Below are 1,163 nucleotides of genomic sequence, written 5' to 3' on the forward strand. Positions count from 1 at the left end.
AGGGCCCGGGCGGCTTCCCGCCCGGGGAGGCCCGCCGCCGCGTCGGCCACGCCGCCCCGCCCCCGCCGCCACCCGGCCTCGCCCCGGACGCCACCCTGCTCGACTACCCCGACCTCGTCCTGGCCGGCCCCGAGGAGCCCGCCACCCGGCGCGGTACCCTGCACCCCCGCCCCGAACGAACCGGCCACATCGCACGGCCCGCACAGTTCGAGCGATTCGAGTACGAGGAACCCGCCTGGACAGCACCCGGCGGCGCCGGCAGCACCGCGCAGCTCCGCACCCTCGCCCTCCCCCGGCACGCCGTCCCGCCCCGCGAGTCGGCGGGCTCCTTCGACCACCGCTTCGACGCCGCCGCCCCCGCCGACATCCCGTCCGACGGCACCTGGCACACCGTCACCGTCGGTGAGATCCCGCTCGCCGTCCGCCCCGAGTACGTCACCGTCCCCGCCGTCGAGGAGAAGGTGTACGCGACCCTGGTGCTCGCCAACCGCACCGACCAGGCCGTCCTGGCCGGCCCGGCCGAGGTCACCGTGGACGACGAGTTCCTGCTCACCGCCGCCCTGCCCACGCTGGCCCCCGGCGGCACCCGTCGGCTGGGCATCGGTGTCGCCGAGAGCATCGAGGTGGCGCGCCGCACCGAGCTGCACGAGTCCACCACCGGCATGCTGAAGGGCAACAGCACCGTCCTCGACCACCGGGTGCACGTCCAGCTGGCCAACCGGCTCGGACGCGCCGTCACGGTGGAGGTCCGCGAGCGGGTGCCGGTCGGCTCCGACGCCGAGATCCGGATCGAGGAGCGGGCCGACTGGCACGCCCCGACCGTCTCCACGCCGGACTGCCCGCCCAGCACCCGGCTCTGGCGGGTCGACCTGCCGCCGGGCGGACGCACCGAGCTGGACGGCGGCTACCTGATCAAGATCCCGGCCGGAAAGGCCATCGTCGGCGGAAACCGGAGGAACTGAGCGATGACCGTCGAGACCCGTCCCCTCCCCGTCACCCTTCCCCTCCCCGTCACCGCCGTGACCTGCCTGGAGGACCGCGGCCAGGTCGAGCGCGGCACGACGGTCGCGCTCGCCGCGGGCGTGCAGCGGCTGCGCCTCGGCCCGCTCACCGCCCTCGCCGTCGACCGCACCCTGCGCGCCGAACTGCCCGCCGACACCATG

Annotated in this window: 1 protein-coding gene and 1 pseudogene; both read left to right on the plus strand. The window is 76.0% G+C overall.

Annotated features, from left to right (window positions below):
* A partial coding sequence (locus tag AE652_RS41780) for a DUF4139 domain-containing protein (RefSeq protein WP_049661298.1) occupies positions 1–962 on the plus strand: 962 nt, incomplete at its 5' end.
* Between the two features lie 3 nt (positions 963–965).
* Positions 966–1,163 (plus strand): annotated as a pseudogene (locus tag AE652_RS41785) (hypothetical protein); the annotation flags it as partial.

The sequence above is a fragment of the Kitasatospora sp. MY 5-36 genome (assembly GCF_001182915.1).
Taxonomy (GTDB): domain Bacteria; phylum Actinomycetota; class Actinomycetes; order Streptomycetales; family Streptomycetaceae; genus Kitasatospora.